The organism is Streptomyces aurantiaciflavus (assembly GCF_049808595.1).
Classification (GTDB): Bacteria; Actinomycetota; Actinomycetes; order Streptomycetales; family Streptomycetaceae; genus Streptomyces.
The window spans coordinates 20,471-39,642 of sequence record NZ_JBNCAQ010000033.1 but is presented as its reverse complement, the minus strand read 5'-3'; the positions used below and the strand labels follow the sequence as shown (position 1 = coordinate 39,642).

16 protein-coding genes and 1 pseudogene are annotated in these 19,172 nt (G+C 72.6%); 10 read left to right on the top strand and 7 right to left on the bottom strand.

The features are described from left to right. Nucleotides 1–7 precede the first annotated feature (7 nt). Nucleotides 8–3,703, top strand: coding sequence for a choice-of-anchor D domain-containing protein (locus ACPT94_RS32075; protein ID WP_425247416.1), 3,696 nt, complete (start codon nucleotides 8–10; stop codon nucleotides 3,701–3,703). A gap of 126 nt (nucleotides 3,704–3,829) precedes the next feature. Here ACPT94_RS32075 and ACPT94_RS32070 read toward each other — a convergent pair whose 3' ends face one another. Continuing rightward, nucleotides 3,830–4,660, bottom strand: coding sequence for a hypothetical protein (locus ACPT94_RS32070; protein ID WP_425247415.1), 831 nt, complete (start codon nucleotides 4,658–4,660; stop codon nucleotides 3,830–3,832). A 60-nt stretch (nucleotides 4,661–4,720) separates the two neighbouring features. Here ACPT94_RS32070 and ACPT94_RS32065 point away from each other — a divergent pair, with 60 nt between their 5' ends. Then, nucleotides 4,721–5,239, top strand: coding sequence for a MarR family winged helix-turn-helix transcriptional regulator (locus tag ACPT94_RS32065; protein WP_360342637.1), 519 nt, complete (start codon nucleotides 4,721–4,723; stop codon nucleotides 5,237–5,239). Between the two features lie 9 nt (nucleotides 5,240–5,248). On the opposite strand, the gene ACPT94_RS32060 is transcribed toward ACPT94_RS32065, so the two are convergent. After that, entirely contained in the window at nucleotides 5,249–5,614 is a 366-nt protein-coding gene (locus ACPT94_RS32060; RefSeq protein ID WP_360342640.1) for a nuclear transport factor 2 family protein, read from the bottom strand. A gap of 135 nt (nucleotides 5,615–5,749) precedes the next feature. Then, a complete protein-coding gene (locus ACPT94_RS32055) occupies nucleotides 5,750–7,516 on the bottom strand; it encodes an ABC transporter ATP-binding protein (RefSeq protein WP_425247414.1) in 1,767 nt (588 codons plus the stop codon). A 161-nt stretch (nucleotides 7,517–7,677) separates the two neighbouring features. Between ACPT94_RS32055 and ACPT94_RS32050 the strand changes: the two genes are divergently transcribed. The 6 genes from ACPT94_RS32050 to ACPT94_RS32025 all read left to right on the top strand — a co-directional run bounded on the left by ACPT94_RS32050 (nucleotide 7,678) and on the right by ACPT94_RS32025 (nucleotide 12,215). Beyond that, complete coding sequence (locus tag ACPT94_RS32050) at nucleotides 7,678–8,763, top strand: S-(hydroxymethyl)mycothiol dehydrogenase (protein ID WP_425247413.1); 1,086 nt, start codon at nucleotides 7,678–7,680, stop codon at nucleotides 8,761–8,763. Beyond that, a complete protein-coding gene (locus ACPT94_RS32045) occupies nucleotides 8,763–9,392 on the top strand; it encodes an MBL fold metallo-hydrolase (protein ID WP_360342649.1) in 630 nt (209 codons plus the stop codon). The genes ACPT94_RS32050 and ACPT94_RS32045 overlap by 1 nt, the downstream gene beginning before the upstream one ends. Before the next feature lie 142 nt (nucleotides 9,393–9,534). Beyond that, nucleotides 9,535–10,449: an SDR family oxidoreductase gene (locus ACPT94_RS32040; protein WP_360342652.1), complete on the top strand. Its 915-nt coding sequence runs from the start codon at nucleotides 9,535–9,537 to the stop codon at nucleotides 10,447–10,449. A gap of 157 nt (nucleotides 10,450–10,606) precedes the next feature. Further along, complete coding sequence (locus tag ACPT94_RS32035; RefSeq protein ID WP_360342655.1) at nucleotides 10,607–11,302, top strand: L,D-transpeptidase family protein; 696 nt, start codon at nucleotides 10,607–10,609, stop codon at nucleotides 11,300–11,302. A gap of 119 nt (nucleotides 11,303–11,421) precedes the next feature. Continuing rightward, nucleotides 11,422–11,595, top strand: coding sequence for a hypothetical protein (locus ACPT94_RS32030; protein ID WP_360342658.1), 174 nt, complete (start codon nucleotides 11,422–11,424; stop codon nucleotides 11,593–11,595). Nucleotides 11,596–11,993: 398 nt separating this feature from the next. Further along, nucleotides 11,994–12,215: a hypothetical protein gene (locus tag ACPT94_RS32025; RefSeq protein ID WP_425247412.1), complete on the top strand. Its 222-nt coding sequence runs from the start codon at nucleotides 11,994–11,996 to the stop codon at nucleotides 12,213–12,215. 23 nt (nucleotides 12,216–12,238) lie between these two features. Here ACPT94_RS32025 and ACPT94_RS32020 read toward each other — a convergent pair whose 3' ends face one another. From ACPT94_RS32020 to ACPT94_RS32010, 3 genes are all read right to left on the bottom strand, one after another. After that, nucleotides 12,239–13,636, bottom strand: coding sequence for a S1 family peptidase (locus ACPT94_RS32020; protein ID WP_360342664.1), 1,398 nt, complete (start codon nucleotides 13,634–13,636; stop codon nucleotides 12,239–12,241). 120 nt (nucleotides 13,637–13,756) lie between these two features. Further along, nucleotides 13,757–14,587: an SAM-dependent methyltransferase gene (locus ACPT94_RS32015; RefSeq protein ID WP_360342667.1), complete on the bottom strand. Its 831-nt coding sequence runs from the start codon at nucleotides 14,585–14,587 to the stop codon at nucleotides 13,757–13,759. 54 nt (nucleotides 14,588–14,641) lie between these two features. Next, the gene (locus tag ACPT94_RS32010) at nucleotides 14,642–15,661 is read right to left on the bottom strand and encodes a hypothetical protein (protein WP_425247411.1); all 1,020 of its coding nucleotides are present in this window, start codon (nucleotides 15,659–15,661) and stop codon (nucleotides 14,642–14,644) included. A gap of 39 nt (nucleotides 15,662–15,700) precedes the next feature. On the opposite strand from ACPT94_RS32010, the gene ACPT94_RS32005 reads away from it, so the two are divergent. Together ACPT94_RS32005 and ACPT94_RS32000 are read left to right on the top strand one after the other, a co-directional pair. Continuing rightward, nucleotides 15,701–16,879 carry a MalY/PatB family protein gene (locus tag ACPT94_RS32005; protein ID WP_425247410.1) on the top strand — a complete coding sequence of 393 codons (1,179 nt, stop codon included), beginning with the start codon at nucleotides 15,701–15,703 and terminating at the stop codon, nucleotides 16,877–16,879. Nucleotides 16,880–17,068: 189 nt separating this feature from the next. Further along, nucleotides 17,069–17,449 carry a PPOX class F420-dependent oxidoreductase gene (locus ACPT94_RS32000; protein ID WP_360342676.1) on the top strand — a complete coding sequence of 127 codons (381 nt, stop codon included), beginning with the start codon at nucleotides 17,069–17,071 and terminating at the stop codon, nucleotides 17,447–17,449. Between the two features lie 54 nt (nucleotides 17,450–17,503). Here ACPT94_RS32000 and ACPT94_RS31995 read toward each other — a convergent pair. Continuing rightward, a pseudogene (locus ACPT94_RS31995) lies at nucleotides 17,504–19,172 on the bottom strand (hypothetical protein); the annotation flags it as partial.

Genomic DNA, 19,172 nt, shown 5'->3' with positions numbered 1-19,172 from the left:
GCGGCACATGCGGAACAGGTTCAGCGACGGACGCCGACCGGGCTTCCTGGCCTCACTGCTGACGACCTGTCTGCTGACGGCCGGCGTCACCGCCCCGGCCCTCGCCGCCCCCGACCCCCCACGCGCCGCCGACGTGACGACGATCTCCGAGGACAACCACCGCACCGGCTGGGACCCCAACGAACCCGGCCTCGCCCCCGACCAGGTCGCCAGCTCCGACTTCGGGCGGCAGTTCTCCACCACCGTCGACGGCCAGATCTACGCCCAGCCCCTGGTCATCGGCAAGACGGTCGTCGTCGCCACCGAGAACAACAAGGTGTACGGCATCGACTCGGCCTCCGGCGCCATCAGGTGGACGAGGAACCTGGGCCCCGCCTGGCCCGCCTCCACCATCGGCTGCGGCGACCTGGTCCCCCACATCGGCGTCACCGCGACACCCGTGTACGACCGGGCCACCGGTTCCGTCTATCTCACCTCCAAGAAGAACGACGGCGTCGACGCCCGGCACCCCAACTGGTACGTCCACGCCCTGAACCCCACCACCGGCGCCGAGCGCACCGGCTGGCCGGTGAAGGTCACCGGCTCCCCGACGAACGACCCGGGCCGCCCCTTCAACGCCTACACCGCGATGCAGCGCCCCGGCCTGCTCCTCATGGGCGGCTCCGTGTACGCGGCCTTCGCCTCCCACTGCGACCGCAACCCGTACGTCGGCTACGTCCTGGGCGTCAACACCTCCCACCGCAGGACCACGCTGTGGGCCACCGAGGACTCCGCCGCCAACGGCATGGCCGGCATCTGGATGAGCGGCGGCGGCCTGGTCTCCACCGGCAACGGCATCTCCCCGGCCCCCGGCCCCGGTTCACGGCCCCCCGGCCAGCTCGCCGAGTCCGTCGTCCGCATCGGCGTCAACAGCGACGGCACGATGTCCGCCCAGGACTTCTTCAGCCCCGCCAACGCCCCCGTCCTCGACCAGAACGACACCGACCTCGGCTCCGGCGGCCCGGTCGCCCTGCCCGACGACGTCTTCGGCACCCCGCAGCACCCCCACCTGCTGGTGCAGATCGGCAAGGACGGCCGCCTCTTCCTCCACGACCGCGACCATCTCGGCGGCCGCAAGCAGGGACCGGGCGGCACCGACAAGGCCCTCGGCAACTTCGGCCCGTACGAGGGCGTCTGGGGCCACCCCGGTGTCTACGGCGGCGAGGGCGGCTACGTGTACACGATCGGCAGCCGCGGCCCGCTGCGCGCCTTCAAGTACGGCGTCACCGGCGCCGGCCTGCCCGCGCTCACCAACACCGGCCGCAGCACGGAGACCTTCGGCTACACCTCCGGCTCCCCGGTGATCACCTCCACCGGCACCACCCCCGGCTCCGCCGTCGTCTGGGCGGTCCACTCCGACGGCGCGAACGGCGCCAACGGGCAGCTGCGCGCCTATCGGGCGACCCCCGTCGACGGCACCCTCAAGCGCCTGTGGTCCGGCCCCATCGGCATCGCGTCCAAGTTCTCGGTGCCCGCCACCGACGGCGGCCGCGTCTACGTCGGCACCCGCGACGGACACCTCATCGCCTTCGGGCGGCCCTCCAACGCGGCGCTGATCGGCGACACCGTGGATCTCGGCGACGTACCCGTCGGGGACACCGGCCGGTCCACGGCGACGGTCACGGCGACCCGCGACGTCACCATCAAGGCCGTGAACACCCCGGCGGACAGCGCCTTCTCCGCCGCGCCCACCGGACTGCCCCGCACCCTGCGCACCGGCCAGAGCTACTCCCTGCCGGTGTCCTTCTCACCCACCTCGCCCGGACCCGACAACGCCGTCCTGAGCTTCTCCACCGACCTCGGCACCACGGGCCTCGGCCTGACCGGCTACGGCACCCGACCCGGCCTGCTCGCCACCCCGGACGCGCTGGACTTCGGCACGGTGCCCACGACGACCGACAAGACCCTCGGCGTCACCTTCACCAACACCGGCACCACCCCCGAGACCATCACCGCGACCACCGCGCCGAACGCCCCCTTCACCGCCGAGGGACTGCCCGTCGCCGGCACGGTCGTCCAGCCGAAGCAGTCCGTCACCGTCCAGGTGACGTACGCGCCGACCGAGGCCGGCGACCACACCGGGACGCTGTCGGTCACCGGCGGGAACGGCACCGTCACCGTCGGCCTGACCGGCGACTCCGTCGTCGGCGAGGCCCGCCTCACGATCACCCCCACCTCCACCGACTTCGGCCAGGTCAAGGTCGGCCGCTCCGTCACCAGGACCTTCGACATCAGCAACGCCGGCAACATTCCGCTGACCGTCACCAAGGCCAAGGCCCCCGCGGCCCCCTTCCACGTCAGCAACCCGCTCAGCGAGGGCCAGGTCATCGGCCCCGAGGACGTCATCCACCAGGCCGTCACCTTCTCCCCGACCTCCGTCGGCGCGGTCAGCGGCATCTACGAACTCACCGCCGACGACGGCAGCGGCCCCCACAACGAGGCCCTCACCGGCACCGGCACCACCGGCACGGGCGTCACCCTGCCCGCCCCCGGCGCGGGCGGCTGGAAGCTCAACGGATCCGCCCACCTGGCCGGCGACGACCTCCAGCTCACCCAGGCCACCGCCTGGCAGGCGGGCTCCGCGGTCTTCCCGGTGCCCGTCCTCACCGACGGTTTGAACACGACGTTCACCACCGTCATCGGCGGCGGCACCGGCGCCGACGGCCTCACCTTCGCCCTCGTCGACCCCGCCAAGGCCACCCCCGCCGCCCTCGGCGCCAAGGGCGGCGGCCTCGGCTGGACCGGCCTGCCGGGCGTGGCGGTCACCGTCGACACCTACCGCAACGGCAACGACCCGTCCGCGAACTTCGTCGGCATCGCCGTCGCGGGCCGCGGCACCTCCCTCACCTACGCCTCCACCACCACCTCCGTACCGGACCTGCGCTCGGGCCCGCACGCCGTCGCCCTGTCCGTCACCGGCAGGACGATCACCGTCTCGATGGACGGCGTGCAACTGCTCAGGACGACCGTGAACTCGCTGCCCCCGACCGCCTTCGTCGCCTTCACCGGCGGCACCGGCGCCAGGACCGACATCCACACCGTGCGGGACGTGGCCGTCACCGCCGCCTCCTACGCCGTCCCGCCGCCCGGCCCCAACGGCTGGTCCCTCAACGGCTCCGCCGCCCTGTCCGGTACGAGCCTGGTGCTCACCCCGGCCACACCGAGCAACCGCGGGACGGGCATCCAGGGCACCGCCGTCCCCTCCGCCCGGCTGCGCACCCGCTTCACCGCGACCATCGGCGGCGGCACCGGCGCCGACGGACTCGCCCTGCTGCTGCTCGACGCCGCGAGGACGACCCCCAGGGCGCTCGGCGCGGGAGGCGCCGGGCTGGGCTACGCGGGCCTGCCGGGAATCGCCGTGACCCTGGACACCTACCGCAACGGCACCGAACCGTCGAACAACTTCGTCGGCATCGCGACCGGCGGCTCCGGCGGGCGGCCCCACTACGCCGCCACCTCCACCGCCGTCCCCGCCCTGCGCACCGGCTCGCACACGATCGAGGTGAACAGGACGAGCGCCGGCCATCTGGTGGTGAGCGTCGACGGCAAGCGCATCCTCGACCGGCTGGTCGGCCTGCCGAAGAACGTACTCGTCGGCTTCGCCGCCGCCACCGGTGGACGTACCGACCGGCACACCGTCACCGGGGTCAGGATCGGCTACTGAGCGAGCACCCCGAGCTGCCGGGCGGCATCCACGGTGGACGGGCCGCTCCCCGGCGGTGCTCCACCTCAGCGCCCGTCACGGCCCGCCCGAGCGGAGAACGCCGTCCCGGCGGGCGGTCGAAGGGCCTCAGTTCCCTGGGGAAGGCGCCGTCGGATCCGCGCCCGCCAGGAACGCCGTCGCCTGGGCGGCGAGGCGGGGCGCGCCGGTCGCCTCCGCCCAGTGCGCGACCTCCGTCGCCAGGTACCGGGCGGCCGACTCCTCGTCCGCGTCACGGGCGAGGACGGCCAGCAGGAGTTGCTGGGACAGGGTGCCGGGGACGGTCCCAGCGCGGGCACCCAGGGTGGTGGCCCGGCGCCAGTGGGCCAGGGCCCCTGTGCGGTCGCCGGTGTCGTGGGCGTGGTCGCCGAGGTGGCGCAGGGCCTCGCGGGCCAGCAGGTCGTCCGGGGCCGCCTCGGCGGCGCCGAGGGCCGCCTCGTAGTGCGTGCGGGCGGCGGTGCGTTCGGCGAGATGGTTGTCGGTGATCAGACCGAGGTACATCTCGGCCCAGCCGCGCCGGACACCGTCCGGGGCGCTGTCGCGCAGTTCCCGTGCCCGGCGGCGCAGGGTGGCGAGTGCCTCGGGGTCCTTGCCCGCCGGGCCGAACCGCAGTGTGCCGTCGACCAGGAGGAGACGGGCGTAGGTGTGGCGCAGGCGGAGGAAGCCGAGCTGCCAGCTGCCGTGGGGGACCTCCTCCTCCGCGGCCGCGATGCGTTCGGCGGCTCGGTCCGTGCCGCTGAACCAGTCCTGTTCCAGGGCGACTTCGGCGGCGGTCAGCGCGACATTGGCACGCGCGGACGGCTCGGCGACCGAGAGCGCGGCGAGGAGACGGCCGGCCGTCTCCCAGCGGGCGGCGCGGCTCAACTCACGTACTGCGCGAAGGAGTTCGTCGACGTCTACGGAAGTGGTGGTGTTCGGCATGCCGGGGACGGTAGTTATGGCGAAAACCATCCACAAGAAAACCACTGCGGGGAGCAGCGAATGCGGGACTCGGTCGACCGGCACGTCGCCGTGTGGGCGAAGGAACTGGACTGGCTGGACCCGGTCAAGGAGGAGATCATCGCGCGGCTGGCGATACTGGGCCGGTACACGCAGCAGGCACGCCGCGACGCCCTCGACTCGGACGGCCTCGCCCACGCCTGGTTCAAGGTGCTGCTGATGCTGCGCCGCCAGGGACCGCCGTACGAGACCAGCCCCTCGCGCCTCGCCGACCTGCTCGGGCTCACCCGCGGCGCGCTGTCGGCGCGGCTCGGCCCCATCGAGGAGGCGGGCCTGGTCAGCCGTACCCACGAGACCGGTGACCGGCGGCGCGTGCGGGTGCGGCTCACCGAAGCCGGGCACGCCGCGTTCGAGCGGCACGCGGCGACGGAGGAGGCCGGCGAGACCGCCCTGCTCTCCACGCTGTCCGCGGCGGAGCGGCGCACCCTCGCCGACCTGCTGCGCAAGCTGGTCCTGGCCGCCGAGGCCGAGCCGGACGCGCCCGCCCCGGCGCCCGGGTGAACCTCCTGCCTACTCGTCCCAGGCCTGGATCATCGTCTGTTCGACGATCTTGCCGTCGCGCAGCGTGACCATCGACTCGGCCAGTACGCGCACCCCGTCCGGGTACTCGCAGGACTCGCTGAAGGCGGCGCGATCTCCCTGTACGACGCAGTCCTGCAACTGGTGCGTCATGTCACGGCCGTAGACGTCGTCGAGCATCTCGGCGATCTCGTCACGGCCGTGCAGCACCCTGGGATGGCTGGGCTGGGTGTTGTGGTCGACGACGCGCAGCTCCGCGTCCTCGGCGTACAGCGACAGCAGCGCTGCCGACGTGTGTCCTTCTATGCCTCTGCGCAGTGTCTCGGTGTCGAAGGCGGAGCCTGCCGCAGTGCCCATGGTGACCTCCTCGAAGGGCAGCGGACCGAGGGGGACGGGCCCGCAGGGCCCTCACTTCGAGGCTCCTCCGCCCCACCGGGCTCGGCAAGCGCAGCCGGCCGCCGCGACTGTCACCGCGCGGCACCACCTTCGCCCTCACTCGGCCGTCGCGAGGAACTGGGTCGCCGCCAGCTCCGCGTACAGCGGATCGGCCGCCACCAGCTCACGGTGCGTGCCCACCGCGCGGACCCGGCCCGCGTCCATGACGACGATCCGGTCGGCCGAGGTGACCGTCGACAGACGGTGGGCGACGCACAGGACGGTGGTCGTCCGGGCGACGTCGGCGACGGTGTCGCGCAGAGCCGCCTCGTTCACCGCGTCCAGCTGGGAGGTCGCCTCGTCGAGCAGCAGCAGGCGGGGGCCGCGCAGCAGGGCACGGGCGATGGCCACGCGCTGGCGCTCCCCGCCGGACAGCTTGGTCCCACGGTGCCCGACCAACGTGTCCAGGCCCTGGGGCAACCGGGCCACCAGGTCGTCGAGCCGGGTCGTCTTCAGCACGCGCCGCACGGTGTCGTCGTCGGCCTCCGGGTTGCCCAGCAGCAGGTTGTCGCGCAGGGTGCCCGACAGCACGGGGGCGTCCTGCTCGACGTAGCCGATGGCGGCCCGCAGCCGGGGCAGCTCCCAGTCGGTGAGGGCACGGCCGTCCAGGGTGATCGTGCCGGACTCGGGGTCGTAGAACCGCTCGATGAGGGAGAACACCGTCGTCTTGCCGGCGCCGGACGGGCCGACGAACGCGGTCATGCCCCGGGCCGGGACCTCGAAGGTCACGCCGTGATGGACGTACGGCAGGTCGTCGGCGTACCGGAAGCGGACGTCGCTGAAGGCGAGCGAGGCGGGTGCGGCGGCGGACGACGGCAGCGGCGCCGTCCGGGCGGCCGGTTCGGCGGGCAGCCCGAGCGCCTCCTGGATACGGCTGAGGGCGGCGGAGCCCGTCTGGTACTGGATGACCGCCCCGATGACCTGCTGGATCGGCGACATCAGATAGAAGACGTACAGCAGGAACGCCACCAGCGTCGCGATGTCGATCGCACCGGTCGCGACCCGCGCCCCGCCCACCGCCAGCACCGTGATGAACGCGGTCTGCATCGCCAGGCCGGCCGTGTTGCCCGCGGCCGCCGACCACTTGGCGGCCCGTACGCTCTGCCGCCACGACTCCTCGGCCGCCGCGTGCAGCGCCCGCTCCTCACGGTCCTCGGCGCCCGACGCCTTCACCGTGCGCAGCGCGCCCAGCACCCGCTCCAGGGAGGCCCCCATCACCCCCACCGCGTCCTGCGCCTGGCGACTGGCCCGGTTGATGCGCGGCACGATCACCCCGAGGACCGTGCCCGCGCCCAGGATCACCGCCAGGGTCACCCCGAGCAGCACCGGGTCGACCACCCCCATCAGCACCACCGTCGCCACGAGCGTGAGCCCGCCGGTGCCCAGGCCGACCAGCGAGTCGGTGGTGACCTCCCGCAGCAGGGTCGTGTCCGAGGTGATGCGCGCCATCAGGTCACCGGGCTCGCTGCGGTCCACCGCCGCGATCCGCAGCCGCAGCAGATACGACGACAGCGCGCGCCGCGCCCCGAGCACCACCGACTCGGCCGTACGCCGCAACACGTACGAACCCAGCGCGCCCACCGCCGCGTTGGCGATGACCAACGCCGACAGGGCGAGCAACGCGCCCGTGATGGCGCGGTCCTCGGCCAGGTCCTCGATCAACCCCCGCGCCACCAGCGGCAGCAGCAGTCCCGTGCCGCCGGTGACCAAGGAGAGCAGCGCCCCCGCGAGCAGCGCCCGGCGGTGGGGTCGTACATAGCCGAGCAGAAGGCGCCAGGGGGGTGGGACGGCGGCCGTCTCCGCGTTGCTCACGGGGCTCCTCATGGGGGGCGTTCGGGTGGAGCGTTCAGGCTACGTCGACGTGCCCGGCTCGTGGCCGGAAGCAGGCGTTCCGGGCGATGACCTGCCTTGTTGTGTGCCGTTACCGATCAGTCGCGCGTAGGGTCGGCACAGGGACAGATGGCCGCCGACGAAAGGGCAGCACCATGGCGCAGGAAGTGCGCGGAGTGATCGCACCGGGCAAGGACGAGCCGGTGCGGGTGGAGACGATCGTGGTGCCGGATCCGGGCCCGGGGGAGGCCGTGGTGAAGGTCCAGGCCTGCGGGGTGTGTCATACGGACCTGCACTACAAGCAGGGCGGGATCAACGACGAGTTCCCCTTCCTGCTCGGGCACGAGGCGGCCGGCGTGGTGGAGTCGGTCGGTGACGGCGTCACCGACGTCCAGCCGGGTGATTTCGTGATCCTGAACTGGCGGGCGGTGTGCGGGCAGTGCCGGGCCTGTCTGCGCGGCCGGCCCTGGTACTGCTTCGACACGCACAACGCCCGGCAGCGGATGACCCTGACCGACGGCACCGAGCTGTCGCCGGCGCTGGGGATCGGGGCGTTCGCGGAGAAGACGCTGGTGGCGGCGGGGCAGTGCACGAAGGTCGATCCGTCGGTGTCGGCGGCGGTGGCCGGGCTGCTGGGCTGTGGTGTGATGGCGGGGATCGGCGCGGCGATCAACACCGGGAACGTCGGGCGGGGTGACACGGTCGCCGTGATCGGCTGCGGCGGGGTGGGGGACGCGGCGATCGCCGGGTCGCGGCTGGCGGGCGCGGCGAGGATCATCGCCGTGGACATCGACGACCGCAAGCTGGACAAGGCGCGGGCCATGGGGGCCACCCACACGGTCAACTCCAAGGACACCGACCCGGTGGAGGCGATCCGCGAGCTGACCGGCGGCTTCGGCGCCGACGTGGTCATCGAGGCGGTCGGCCGTCCGGAGACGTACAAGCAGGCGTTCTACGCCCGTGACCTGGCGGGCACGGTCGTCCTCGTCGGCGTCCCCACACCGGAGATGAAGCTGGAGCTGCCGCTGCTGGACGTGTTCGGGCGCGGTGGGGCGCTGAAGTCGTCCTGGTACGGCGACTGCCTGCCCTCCCGTGACTTCCCGATGCTGATCGACCTGCATCTGCAGGGCCGCCTGGATCTGGGGGCGTTCGTGACCGAGACCATCCAGCTCGACGAGGTGGAGAAGGCGTTCGAGCGGATGCACCACGGCGACGTCCTGCGCTCGGTGGTGGTGCTGTGATGACCGCGCGCATCGAACGCCTCGTCACCTCCGGCCAGTTCAGCCTCGACGGCGGCACCTGGGACGTCGACAACAACGTCTGGATCGTCGGCGACGACCACGAGGTGATCGTCATCGACGCCGCCCATGACGCCGAGGCCATCGCCGCCGCCGTCGGGGACCGCCGGCTGACGGCCATCGTGTGCACCCACGCCCACAACGACCACATCGGCGCCGCTCCCGCCCTCGCGGACCTGACGGGCGCGACGATCTGGCTGCACCCCGACGACCTGCCGCTGTGGAAGCTGACCCACCCCGGCCGCGAGCCCGACGCCCATCTGGCCGACGGCCAGGTCATCGAGGCCGCCGGCGCCGACCTCACCGTCCTGCACACGCCCGGGCACGCGCCCGGCGCGGTCTGCCTGTACGACCCCGGACTCGGCGCGCTCTTCACCGGCGACACCCTCTTCCAGGGCGGCCCCGGAGCCACCGGCCGTTCCTACTCCCACTTCCCGACGATCATCACCTCGATCCGCGACCGGCTCCTCACCCTCCCGCCCGAGACGAAGGTCCTCACCGGCCACGGCGACACGACCACCATCGGCGCGGAGGCACCCCACCTGGAGGAGTGGATCGCGCGGGGCCACTAGGCAGCCCTTTCCGGACCGCACCGGCCCGGAGCCGCAGCGGCGGGGTCACCCGGGTGACCCCGCCGGAAAAGGCGACAGAAGGTGTCCGGCTTCCGCGCGATCCTCGATGACGCATCGACGGAACACACACAGGAGGTCGGACATGCCGGGTCCACTGAAGGGCAAGGTCGCGCTGGTCGCCGGGGCGACGCGGGGTGCGGGACGGGGCATCGCCGTGGAACTGGGGGCGGCCGGCGCCACCGTCTACGTCACCGGCCGCACCACTCGCGCCCGCCGCTCCGAGTACGACCGCCCCGAGACGATCGAGGACACCGCCGACCTGGTCACCGACGCCGGCGGCCACGGGATCGCCGTACCCACCGACCACCTCGACCCCGCTCAGGTCCGCACCCTCGTCGACCGGATCGCCGACGAACAGGGCCGGCTCGACGTCCTGGTCAACGACATCTGGGGCGGCGAGCACCTCTTCGAGTGGGACACCCCCGTCTGGGAGCACGACCTCGACAAGGGGCTGCGGCTGCTGCGGCTCGCGGTCGAGACACACGCGATCACCAGCCACCACGCCCTGCCGCTCCTTGTGCGCCACCCCGGCGGACTGGTCGTCGAGATGACCGACGGCACCGCCGACTACAACCGGGACAACTACCGGAACTCCTTCTTCTACGACCTCGCCAAGGCGTCCGTCCTGCGCATGGCGTACTCCCTCGGCCACGAACTCGGCCCGCGCGGCGCCACCGCCGTCGCCCTCACCCCCGGCTGGCTGCGCTCGGAGATCATGCTCGACGCCTTCGGCGTGACCGAGGACAACTGGCGCGACGCCCTCGACCGCGTCCCCCACTTCGCCATCTCCGAGACACCCCGCTACGTCGGCCGCGCCGTCGCCGCGCTGGCCGCCGACCCCGACGTCTCCCGCTGGAACGGCCGATCCCTCTCCAGCGGCGGCCTCGCCCCGGTCTACGGCTTCACCGACCTCGACGGCAGCCGCCCCGACGCCTGGCGCTACCTCGTCGAGGTCCAGGACGCGGGCAAACCGGCGGACACGACGGGATACCGGTGAGGTCCCGTACTCGGCGGCCCGCCCGACAGCGCCGAAGTGACCTGACGGACCGGAAGTTCACCGTTTCGTCACAGCTCGACCAGTACTACAACCGACGCCCCCGCCCGCCTGTCTATTGGGACGAGACCTTCACGAGCGTGCCAGGGAGAGGGCAGACATGGGGGACATACGCAGACGAGGAGCCGTCCTGCTCGGCGTCACGGGGCTCGTCGCGCCGTTGACACTCGCGCTGGGCGCGGCACCCGCGCAGGCCGCGAGTTGCACGACGGCGACGGGGCCGTACCAGAAGCAGGTGGAGAAGTTCCTCGGCCGGCCCGTCGACGGCAGGCAGTCGGCCGCCGACTGCAAGGCCATCCGGGCCTTCCAGAACAAGCACGGCATCACGCCGAACATCGGCTACGCGGGGCCTGTCACCTGGGGCGTGATGGATCTCATGAACAAGCAGAAGGCGGTGGGCAACAAGCCCAACAAGGACGGCAGGTGCCCGACCAACAAGGGCCGCATCGCCTGCGTCAACCTCACCCTCCAGATCAGCTGGATCCAGGACGGCAGCAGGCTCGTCTACGGGCCCGTCCCGGTCCGCACCGGCCGCAACGGCTACGAGACCCGCACCGGTCTGAAGAAGATCTACTGGCGGAACATCAACCACGTGTCGAGCATCTACAACGTGCCCATGCCCTACAGCCAGTTCTTCGACGGCGGGCAGGCCTTCCACTCGGTCGGCCTCAGCATGTGGAACCCGCCCGGCTCGCACGGCTGCGTCAACATGACCAAGACCGCCGCGAAGAAGTACTGGTCGCTGCTGAAGACCGGCGACGACGTCTTCGTGTACGGCCGCAAGCCGGGGACCTGACGGGGAACGAACGGCAGGTGAGCGGGCAGACGGACGTGATCAGTAACACGTCCGTTTTGTCCGTTCAACTAGGGTATTACTCACGTTGCCTTCACCTCCGACACCGTAAGATTCACACCATGTCCACCACTGTTGAACCCCTGTCCGAGCGATCGGCCGAAGAGGTCAACGAGGAGATCCGGGCCCTGTGGCTCCGGTCGGGCGGGACACTGAGCGTCGAGCAGCGCGAGGAGTACCAGCGGCTCGTCCTGGAGTGGGCCGCCGCGGCCCCGCATCCGGTCGGGGCGGCCTGACAGCCGCCCGCCCGCGGGGCCGACCAGCATCGGAGCTCCGTCCCGGGGCACCCCCCACCACATGGGTGCCCTTCTCGCACTGACCTCGGCCGTCCTCTACGGCCTCGTCGACTTCTGCGGCGGCATCCTCTCCCGCCGCACCCACTTCGCCACCGTCACCGTCCTCGGCCAGATCGGCGGCCTGCTGCTCGCCGCGGCGGCCGCCCTTCTTGCGGCGGAGCGCGCGACGGGCTCCTCGCCAGCGCGGGCGTCGCCGTGCAGTACCTCGCGCTCGGACAGGCGGGGCCGACGAGCGGGCTCTGGCCGCTCGCGGCCGGGCGGGTGGCCGCGGTGGCCGCCGTCGCCGTCCTGCTGCCGGGCGCCGTCCGCCGTGCGCGACGGCCGACGCGGCACTCGGCGTGGCGGCCCTCGCGGTCGGCGCCGGGGCGGCCCTGGGGCTCGCCCTCTACCAACTCGCCGCCCAGCGCGAGCTGCTGGCCGTCGCCGTGGTCATCGCCTCCCTCTACCCGGCGCTCCCCGTCGTCCTGGGACTGGCCCTGCTGCACGAGCGGGTCACCGCAGGGCAGACGGTGGGACTGGTGGGTGCGGCGGCGGCCACCGTGCTGCTGGCGGTCGGGTGACGCCGCCACCGCCGTACGACGCCTCACCCCCAGGTCGCCGAGTAGTACCGCTGGTACGCCTTGCGGTCCTGCTCCGCCCGGATGTACCTGGTCGCGGCGAGCGCCACCAGGCTGCCCGCGATCACCAGCAGACCGGGGCCGACGTTGCGGGGGTCGGTGAGCCGGGAGACCAGGGTGGAGCCGTCCACGCCGCCCGTCACCGGAGTCGTCGACCCCGGGACGGCCGAACCCGGGGCGACCGTGGCCCCCGACGGCGAGGACGACGGCTGGGCGCCGCCGGACGGCGCGGGCGAGGCGCCGTTCTGCGCGACGTCCGACGGCGCGGCCACGATCAGCTGCACCCCGAGCTGGGCCAGCGCCTTCGTCACCGGCTGGAAGTACGTCGTACCGCCCGACGTACAGTCGCCGCTGCCGCCCGAGGTGATGCCGAGCGCGATGCCCTCGGAGAACATCGGGCCGCCGCTGTCGCCGGACTCGGCGCACACGTTCGTCTCGATCAGCCCGGAGACGGTGCCCTCCGGATAGTTGACCGTCGCGTCGAGCCCCGTGACCTCGCCGTCGCGCAGCCCGGTCGTGCTGCCGCTGCGGAACACCCGCTGGCCGACGGCCGCGTCGCCCACGCCCGTGATCCGCACGCCGTTGCCGTCGCCGATGGCCACGATGTCGGCCCCCTGGCCGGCGTCCTTGCTCGTGTACTCCACCAGGGAGAAGTCGGCCCCGGGGAACGTGGAGTTGACCGTCTGGCCCACCTGCCGGTTGCCCTGGTTGTCCGCGAACCAGGCGGAGCCGGTGGGGCCGCAGTGCCCGGCGGTGAGGATGAAGTCGCTCGACCCGTTGGTCACGTTGAAGCCCGCCGAACAGCGCCCGCCCGTCGACAGGATGGGCTGGGCGCCGTTGAGGCGGGTGGTGAAGGTGCCGGAGGTGCGCTCCATGCGGACGAAACTGCCGATGCCCGACGCGACCTTCGTCAGACCGGACCACTCGGAGGCCGACACGGTGCTGTCGCCCCGTACGACGATCTGGTTGGACTTGTAGTCCATCACCCACGCGGTCCCGGGGATCCTGGGCGCCGAACGCAGTGTCGCCGTCGCGGACTTCAGCTCGTTCATGCTGTGCCCGACGACCTTCGCCTCGGCGCCCGCCGCCCGGACCGTCGCGGCGGTGTTCTCGTCCGTGACGGCGACGACCGGACGCCCGTCGGAGCCGATCCAGGTGCCCGCCGTCCGGGAGGTGCCGAGCTTCTTCACCAGGTTCACCCCGGTGCCCGCGACGGACTGCGCCGCGTCGTTGCGCACCGTCGACGTGGCGGGCGTCTCGCTCGCCATGGCCGCCTGCGTGACCATGACGCCTCCCAGGAGGAGTCCGCCGACGGCCGCCAGCCGTGTCACTCGCCGGACGGTCCGTCGTCGTACGTGCCTCATGCATGGCTCCCGAAAAACCCCGAACGAGCGGTCCCAACACCGCGGGGCACTCCGGTCGTTGAGCGCCCTTACTCTGTTACGTGCCGGGACCCCGCCGTGTTCACTCCGGGAGTGATCGCCTCACGCCTTGCGGGCCACCCCGCCGAACATGGCGACCTCCTCCGGTTCCGCGCCGCCGGTCCCCTCCGGACGCCAGCGCGAGCAGGACACCACGCCCGGCTCCAGCAGGTCCAGGCCGTCGAAGAAGCGGGCCACGTCCTCGGGGGTGCGCTGGGTGAGCTTCGGCGTGCCGTGCTCGTTCCAGAACTTCACGGCCTCGTCCACGTCCGGCATCGCCGGGGAGGTGATGGTGTGCGACAGCACCAGGTGGCTGCCCGAGGGCAGTTCGTCGACCAGGCGGCGCACCAGGCCGTACGGGTCCTCGTCGTCGCCGATGAAGATGACCACGCCGAGCAGTATCAGCGCGACCGGCCGGCTGAAGTCCAGGGTCTTCGCGGCGTGCTCGAGGATCGCGTCGACGTTGCGCAGGTCCTCGTCGAGGTAGTCGGTACGGCCCTCGGGGGTGCTGGTGAGCAGGGCACGGGCGTGCGCAAGGACCAGCGGGTCGTTGTCGACGTAGACGATCCGGGAGTCCGGGGCGGTCCGCTGGGCGACCTCGTGGGTGTTGTCCGCGGTGGGCAGGCCGGTGCCTATGTCGAGGAACTGGCGTATCCCGGTGTCGGCCACCAGGTGGCGCACGGCACGGCCCAGGAAGAGGCGGTCGGCGCGGGCGTACTCGCCGATGCCGGGGTGGAGCTGACGGATCTGGTCGCCGGCCGCGCGGTCGACCTCGTAGTTGTCCTTGCCGCCGAGCCAGTAGTTCCAGATGCGGGCGGTGTGCGGCTGGGTGGTGTTGATGCGGTCGCGCAGCGACTGCGCCGCCTCGTCCACCGCCGGCGGGTTCTCGGTCACGGATCAGCTCCCCGGTTTTTCACTGGTGCGTGGTGGTTCTGGTCAAGGAGCAATCTAAACCGCCGAGTTGAGCTCCGTGCGGCAGTCCCCCGCTTCGGCCACCGGTCCGAGCCGGGCCCAGCTGGGCTCGTCGCCCCAGACCGCCCGCGGGCCGGTGTACGGGCGCAGCAGCGCGGTGAGCGCCGGTTCGCCGTGGCCGTTCAGCTCGTCGGAGGCGATCTTGCGGGCGATTCCGGCGAGGAAGTCGGCGAGCTGGACACGGGCGTCCTCCCGCGCGACGACCAGGCGCACGCCGACGAGCGCGACGCCCTGCCGGCGCGCCGTGTCCTCGATCCAGGCGATGCGGTCGGGGGTGAGCATGTTCTGCCGGTCGTGCGCGAGCAGGACGGGACGTCCGCCGGCGCTCCAGTGCGCGGCCGTGCGCACGACGGACGGCAGGAGCGGATTGAGCACCGGAACGAGCGGGGCCGGCCCGCCGTCGATTTCCGCACGGTAGGAAAGCGCCTGGGAACGGGCCGCCGCGAGCCGCTCCAGAATCCCCGCCGGCTCCGATCCGGAATGCGCCCGGCGCAGCCGGTCGACCGTACGGAAGAAGTCCTCGACGGGTGCCCGGGCGTCCCCCGCGTGGCGGACCCGCAGCAGTCGGTTGGCCGCCGTCAGGAATTCCCGCCATTCCGCGTCCCCGAAAGTCGGCCGGCCCTGGCGGAAAAGCGCCAGGGCCGCATCCGGGTCGTCGAGCAGCAGGTCGACGGCCCGGTCCACGACGAAGAACGCCTTCTCCACGAGATGCACATGGGCGTGCCCGTGCAGCGGCCCCTCGGGCGAGAGCAGCCATTCCAGAACGGCCCGGTGTTTCTCCCGCAGCAGATGGTTCGCCTTGTATTCCACGGCCGGCGAACGGATGCGATCACGGATCTCCTGAACGTGTGCGGCGGCCGTTTCCACCGGCAGCCGCACACTGGCGTGCGCGAACACGAGCGTGTTGCCGCCGGTGAGGTTCTCCCCGTCCGACCCCGACTCGTCACAGGCGACTTCCGCGACGCGCGCCCCGTCCGCCACGGAGGTCCCGTTCATGGGATCCCAGGTCACACCACAGCCCCCTATCTTGTGCCCATGACCAGGATCCCGCACGAACCGTCCGGCGAACCGAATCCCCTCCACGCCCTGACCCTCGACCGCCTCCGATGTCGTACGAGCATGAAGTGGCGCACCTATCCCGAGGACGTGCTGCCGTTGTGGGTCGCGGAGATGGACGTGCCGCTCGCCGAGCCCGTCGTCCGCGCGGTCACCGACGCGCTGGCGCTCGGCGACACGGGCTACCCGGCGGGCACCGCCTACGCCCAGGCGCTGTCGGCGTTCGCCGCGAAGCGGTGGGGCTGGGCCGGGCTCGCGGTGGAGCGGACCGCGATCGTGCCCGACGTGATGCTGGGCGTCGTCGAGATGCTCAAGCTGGTGACCGGGCCCGGTGACCGGGTCGTCGTGAACCCGCCGGTGTATCCGCCGTTCTTCCAGTTCATCGCCCACATGGACCGCCGGATCGCCGAGGCGCCGCTCGGCCCGGACGGACGCCTCGACCTCGGAGTGCTGGAGGAGGCCTACCGGCGGGCCGTCGCGGGCGGCGGGCGTGCCGCGCACCTGCTGTGCAGCCCGCACAACCCGACCGGCACCGTGCACACCGCCGGGGAACTCGCCGCCGTGGCGGACCTCGCCGACCGGTACGGCGTGCGCGTGGTCGCCGACGAGATCCACGCGCCTCTCACGGCCGGCGGTGTCGACTTCGTGCCCTACCTCAGCGTCCCCGGCGCGGACAGCGGCCTGTCGCTGATGTCGGCGTCGAAGGCGTGGAACCTGGCCGGCCTCAAGGCCGCTCTCGCCGTCGCGGGCCCCGCGGCAGCCGCCGACCTGGCCCTGCTGCCCGAGGAGGTCGGCCACGGCCCCAGCCATGTCGGCGTCCTCGCCCACACCGCGGCCCTGCGCGACGGAACGCCCTGGCTGGACGCCCTGCTGACCGGCCTCGACAGCAACCGCCGCCTGCTCGCCGACCTGCTGGCCGAACACCTGCCCGGTGTCGTGCACCGACCCGGCGGGGCCACCTACCTGGCCTGGCTGGACTGCCGCGCACTGGGCCTCGGTGACGACCCGGCCCGGGTCTTCCTGGAGCGCGGCCGGGTGGCCCTCAGTGCCGGGCCCGATTTCGGTACGGGCGGGGCAGGTCACGTACGGCTGAACCTGGCGACCTCGCCGGAGATCCTGACGGAAGGGGTGCGCCGGATGGCGGCGGCGCTGCGCTGACCAGCTGGGACATGTGCTGCGGCCCCTCCGGTTCACCGCCGGAGCGGGCGGCGTCGCCGTGTCCGGGGCCGGTTTCCGAGGCACCGCGCGCCGCCGCGACGACACCGGCTGCATGCGGCGGATCCGGCCGGAGTACGAGCCGCGTCCGCCCAGGCGGCGACCAGGGGCGCACTGCCTAGACTGCCTGACATGGACGCAACGGCGCTCGACACGCTGGCAGCGGGCAAGTACCTGCTGATCACCAGCTACCGGAAGAACGGAAACCCCGTCGCCACCCCCGTGTGGGTGGTGCGCGACGGGGACACGCTCGGGGCCTGGACGGCCGCCGACTCCTGGAAGGTGAAGCGGATCCGGGCCCGCGGCGACGTCCTCGTCGGCCCCTGCGACCTGCGCGGGCGGCCGACCGGCAAGCAGATACCGGCCACCGCCGAGATCTGCGACCCGGAGACCACCGCCCGCTACCGCACGCTGATCGCCCGCAAGTACGGCCTCACCGGTCGCCTCACGCTCCTCGGCAGCCGGTTGCGGCGGGGCCTGGACGGGACGGTCGGGATCCGGATCACGCTGTGACAGGAGGGGCACGGGCCGTCACGGCCCGTGCCCCTCACCCTCACCCGCGCCGGGTCACGACGCGTCCAGCACCGTGCCCGTCATGGGCGGCGTGCCGGGCTGCGGCTCGCCCTCCCAGTCGGTCAGCTCCAGCCGCACCGATTCGGCCGACTCGGCCACCTGGTCGGTCACCGTCGGCACGGTCAGGTCGACACTCGTGCTCCCGGCCGGAACGTCCACCGACAGCCAGAGGTCGAGCGCGGACAGTGGCCGTTCCGGGTCGGGGCTCTCTCCGGTGAACTCGTCCAGCCAGCGCGGGTCGACGTCCTTGGTGGACAGCTCCGCGCCCTCGGTGACGGGACGCACCACCACGGGGAACGACAGACCCACGTCGGCCGCCTCGGACAGCGACAGGCGCCAGGTCAGCGGCTGCCCCTCGGTCACCCGGTCCGCGACCGGCGTCACCGTGAGCGTCGGCTCGGGGTCGTCGTTCTCTGCGAGGACCCCACCCCGGTGCGAGCCGACGACCGCGCCGCGCACCGCCTTCACGGCGATGTCGTGGCTCACGTCGTAGGCGAAGCGGGTGTCGCCCTTCACCTCGACCGGTACGTCGATGGCGTTGCTGCCGGGCCGTACCGTGACCAGCTTGTCCTTGCCCAGGCCGGTCTCCGGGTCGAGGACGTAGACACGGACCTGGCCGGAGCCCTTCCCGGAGACCGAGACCGGGACCCGGTAGGTGCGGGTGCCGGAGTCGCCCTCCTTGACCGTCATACGGCCGACGTCGACGCGCGGCAGAGCCGCCGTCCGCACCGCAGGGGTGCCGGGAGCCCAGCCCCAGGCGTCCATCAGCCAGGCCTGGCCGGAGCCCGAACGCGGGGTCAGGTCAAGGGACTTGATGTGCTTCAGGTCGAGCTTCGCGCGGGTCGCGGCGGTCAGCGGCACGCGGACCTCGCGCGCCCAGTGGGAGGCGGTGCGCTCGCTGCCCGGCAGCCCGTCCAGCTGAACCCGGCCGAGCGTGGCCCGGCGTCCGGAGGCGTCGGTGACGGAGACGTCGAGCTTCGTGCCGGTCGTGTTCGGCGGTACGAAGACGCGCAGCGCCAGATCCTTGGATCCGGAGAGCGAGAGCGGCTTCGCCGGGCTGACGCGGGCCGCGGCACCCGGAGACGACCACTTCAGCGCGACCGCGCGGCGGCCGGTCTCCCGTCCCGTCTCCCACCACGCGAAGTGCGGCGAGGACCCGGCGGCCTCGCGGTCCAGGCAGGCGACGGCCGGGTCGGGGTCGACGGCCGAGCACAGCCGGGCGCCGGTCACCTTCACCGGGCCGTCCGGCAGGAGGCCGGCCCCCCGGCGCGCGCCGACCGCGTGGGTCAGGACCCGGGCGGGGTCGGCGGAGGGGGCCCGCCTGCCCGTGCCGTCGAGCAGCGGACGCACCTTGTCGTCCCCGCCGACGAACAGCCGGGCCGCGGCGGCGATGTAGGTGGCGCCGGCCTTGTGCTGCTGGTCGGCGGTGAGCCGGGTGGCGGTACCCGTCGAGCACACCGGGTCCCGCTGCTCCTCGGCCTCCCCGAAGTCGTCCCAGGAGGGCGCCTCGGACGTGCCCGGCGTCCACTCGCTGTTGAAGAAGTTGTGGTTGGCGCCGACCACGTAGACGGCGCTGTGCAGCGCGGCGCCGTTGCTGACGCCGCGCGTCCCGTCGACGTACACCTCGCCCTGGAGGTCGGAGACGTCTCCGTCGCAGCCCGGC

What these genes read in the sequence shown, in the direction of transcription:
- ACPT94_RS32055 (WP_425247414.1), bottom strand. Translation starts at nt 7,516, where the DNA reads ATGAGGAGCCCCGTGAGCAACGCGGAGACGGCCGCCGTCCCACCCCCC.
- ACPT94_RS32030 (WP_360342658.1), top strand. Translation starts at nt 11,422, where the DNA reads ATGTCCACCACTGTTGAACCCCTGTCCGAGCGATCGGCCGAAGAGGTC.
- ACPT94_RS32005 (WP_425247410.1), top strand. Translation starts at nt 15,701, where the DNA reads ATGACCAGGATCCCGCACGAACCGTCCGGCGAACCGAATCCCCTCCAC.
- ACPT94_RS32050 (WP_425247413.1), top strand. Translation starts at nt 7,678, where the DNA reads ATGGCGCAGGAAGTGCGCGGAGTGATCGCACCGGGCAAGGACGAGCCG.
- ACPT94_RS32040 (WP_360342652.1), top strand. Translation starts at nt 9,535, where the DNA reads ATGCCGGGTCCACTGAAGGGCAAGGTCGCGCTGGTCGCCGGGGCGACG.
- ACPT94_RS32060 (WP_360342640.1), bottom strand. Translation starts at nt 5,614, where the DNA reads ATGGGCACTGCGGCAGGCTCCGCCTTCGACACCGAGACACTGCGCAGA.
- ACPT94_RS32065 (WP_360342637.1), top strand. Translation starts at nt 4,721, where the DNA reads ATGCGGGACTCGGTCGACCGGCACGTCGCCGTGTGGGCGAAGGAACTG.
- ACPT94_RS32035 (WP_360342655.1), top strand. Translation starts at nt 10,607, where the DNA reads ATGGGGGACATACGCAGACGAGGAGCCGTCCTGCTCGGCGTCACGGGG.
- ACPT94_RS32010 (WP_425247411.1), bottom strand. Translation starts at nt 15,661, where the DNA reads ATGAACGGGACCTCCGTGGCGGACGGGGCGCGCGTCGCGGAAGTCGCC.
- ACPT94_RS32000 (WP_360342676.1), top strand. Translation starts at nt 17,069, where the DNA reads ATGGACGCAACGGCGCTCGACACGCTGGCAGCGGGCAAGTACCTGCTG.
- ACPT94_RS32020 (WP_360342664.1), bottom strand. Translation starts at nt 13,636, where the DNA reads ATGAGGCACGTACGACGACGGACCGTCCGGCGAGTGACACGGCTGGCG.
- ACPT94_RS32045 (WP_360342649.1), top strand. Translation starts at nt 8,763, where the DNA reads ATGACCGCGCGCATCGAACGCCTCGTCACCTCCGGCCAGTTCAGCCTC.
- ACPT94_RS32075 (WP_425247416.1), top strand. Translation starts at nt 8, where the DNA reads ATGCGGAACAGGTTCAGCGACGGACGCCGACCGGGCTTCCTGGCCTCA.
- ACPT94_RS32070 (WP_425247415.1), bottom strand. Translation starts at nt 4,660, where the DNA reads ATGCCGAACACCACCACTTCCGTAGACGTCGACGAACTCCTTCGCGCA.